At 29.3% G+C, this 2,676-nt stretch carries 4 protein-coding genes; all 4 read left to right on the top strand.

The annotated features are described in order from the left end of the window. Positions 1-182: hypothetical protein (locus AB1Z17_RS14465; protein ID WP_368052475.1), on the top strand; the 182-nt coding region annotated here is incomplete at its 5' end. Positions 183-195: 13 nt separating this feature from the next. Then, positions 196-798: a DUF4956 domain-containing protein gene (locus tag AB1Z17_RS14460; RefSeq protein WP_368052474.1), complete on the top strand. Its 603-nt coding sequence runs from the start codon at positions 196-198 to the stop codon at positions 796-798. A gap of 14 nt (positions 799-812) precedes the next feature. Further along, complete coding sequence (locus tag AB1Z17_RS14455) at positions 813-1,523, top strand: DUF2490 domain-containing protein (protein ID WP_368052473.1); 711 nt, start codon at positions 813-815, stop codon at positions 1,521-1,523. 193 nt (positions 1,524-1,716) lie between these two features. Continuing rightward, positions 1,717-2,676 (top strand): CotH kinase family protein (locus AB1Z17_RS14450; protein ID WP_368052472.1); only part of this gene is annotated, 960 nt, incomplete at its 3' end.

Here is a 2,676-nt window from a genome sequence, read left to right as displayed (position 1 = left end):
TTATTGAGTTAAAACAAGAACGTTTTACACGTACTTCTCCAGTTGCACAACAATTAAAACTACGACAAATAAACCCTTATAGCCTTAGCAAATATTGTATTGGAATGCTAGGTGTTTATAACGATTTAAAATACAACCGATTCAAGAAAAAATTAATTAAAATAAATAAAATAACAGCATAAAAAATTAACACCTATGGAATTTTTAGACATCCCCTTATTTGACGACGATTTTTTTAAAATGATGTTTAGATTCGTGATTAATTTCACTTTTTTAACAATTATCATTCGCTTTTTATACTATCATTTATCAAAACGAAAAGATTATGTTTTTACGTATTACCTAATTAGTGTAATTGTATTTTTCTTATGCTTTACCTTAAAAAAGTATGAGCTTGATATTGGAATGGCACTAGGATTGTTTGCCATATTCGGTATTATCCGTTACAGAACTGATGCAATTCCTATTAAAGAAATGACCTATTTATTTGTTGTAATTGGGGTTTCAGTAATTAATTCTTTAGCAAACAAAAAAATGAGCTACGCCGAAATTATAGGTGCAAACTCGCTTATAATTTTAGTGCTTTTTCTAATTGAAAGATACTGGGCTTTAAAACAAGAAGAATCTAAAGCTGTGGTTTACGAAAACATAGAAAATATTAAACCCGAAAACTACCACCTATTAAAACAAGATTTAGAAAGTAGAACAGGATTATCTATAAACAAAGTAACTATTGGCGATGTTGACTTTTTAAAGGATACTGCAAAAGTGACCATCTTTTTTTTCAGAGGAAATTAATACACCTAAAAATTATGAAAACACAAACATTTAAACAAACATTTATTATTCCGTTATTAGTAAGTGTTTTTTCTATTTCAACTTGTTTTTCTCAAGAAGATGGTACAAAGGATTTGGAGAGTTGGAATACTATTGGTTTAAAATATAAGTTAAACAAAAAATGGTCTTTTGAACTAGAAGAGCAACTTAGATTAGATGAAAATATTTCGGAAATAAGTGAATACTTTACACAATTGAGTACTGAATATTCAATATCTAAAAAATTTGAACTTGGAGCAGGTTTTCGTTACATAAGCGAAAATGATAATGAAGGGAAATTACAAGGTTATGAAAATCATTTTAGGCTTAATTTGGATGCGTCATATAAACATAAAATAAGCGATTTTTCTTTAAAATATAGGTTGCGTTATCAAAACAAGAATGAATTGGGTGTTGATGATTTTGCCAACCAACATATTCGATTTAAAACAGCTGTAGGCTATAATTTTAAAAATTGGAAACTAGACCCAAAGTTTTCAGCAGAAATTTTTAATCACTTAGAAAAAGGAGAAGAAAACGGTTTTGATAAATACAGGTTAACATTAGGAACAGAATATAAATTTAAGAAAATGGGTACACTTGGATTATTCTATAGATATGAAAAAGAACTAAATGAATCTATTCCTGAAACCACAAAAATTATTGGATTAAAATATACGTACACCATAAAAAATAGAAAGAAATAGTTTGTTTGGTTAATAAGAAATAGAGGCTGTTTAAATTATATAAAAAAAATACTTTTAAAGCAGTCTCTTTTTCAATTATTCTAAATACTTCTATTGGTAGATAAAAAACACCAATTCATTGATTAACTTTTCAAAGCACATCTAAAAAATGGAGTTTTGCTCTAAATAATAACAACACATAAATTCACATAAAATGAAAACAAAATTTTTAATAGCAACAAGCATTCTATTTCTTTCAACTTACTTTTTAATAAGTTGTAGCGATGATGATGCAATTACAGAAACTGAAACCGAAGTAGAAGAGAACACAAATACTGAAGTGCAAATTACAGATCTTGATTTTGATCCAACTGATTGGACAAATGAATCACACAGTAAAAGTGCCGACCCTAATTTTTATGAAGTCTTTAGCAACACAGAAGTAAAAAGATTTGATTTTGTAATTTCAGAAGATAACTGGGCAGCAATGTTAAACGATATGACCAGTTTATACGGAGCCCTTGGAGGAACAAATTCTGGTGGACCAGGTGGTGGTGGTGGTTTGAGCGACATTGACCAAGATCCAATTTTTGTACCTGGATCGGTATTTTACAATGGAAAAGAATGGTACAAAGTAGGTTTACGTTTTAAAGGAAATTCTAGTTTGCAAAGCGCTTGGCAAGCAGGTATTTTAAAATTAGCTTTTAAAATGGATTTTGATGAGTATGAAGATGATTATCCACAAATAAAAAACCAACGTTTTTACGGTTTTAAAAAATTCAGCCTAAAAAACAATTATGATGACAGCTCTTTTTTAAGAGAAAAAGTTACAGCAGATATTTTTAAAAACGCAGGTTTGGCAGTTTCAAATACTGCTTTTTATACACTTTATGTAGATCACGGAGATGGACCAGAATATTTTGGATTATACACCTTGGTTGAAGAAGTTGATAATACCGTAATTAAAACTCAATTTTCTAGTGACGATGGTAATTTGTACAAACCTGAAGATTACGGTTCTAGTTTTGCTGAAGGTACTTTTAATGAAAATGGCTTTGAAAAAAAGACCAATGAAGATGAAGCAGATTGGACTGATATTAAAAATTTATTTACTGCACTACATGCAAGTACTAGAACATCAGATGCAGTTTCTTGGAGAGCAAATTTAGAAACT

Source organism: Lutibacter sp. (assembly GCF_040883305.1).
In the GTDB taxonomy this organism is placed as follows: Bacteria; Bacteroidota; Bacteroidia; order Flavobacteriales; family Flavobacteriaceae; genus Lutibacter.
This window is presented reverse-complemented; position numbering and strand designations above follow the sequence as displayed.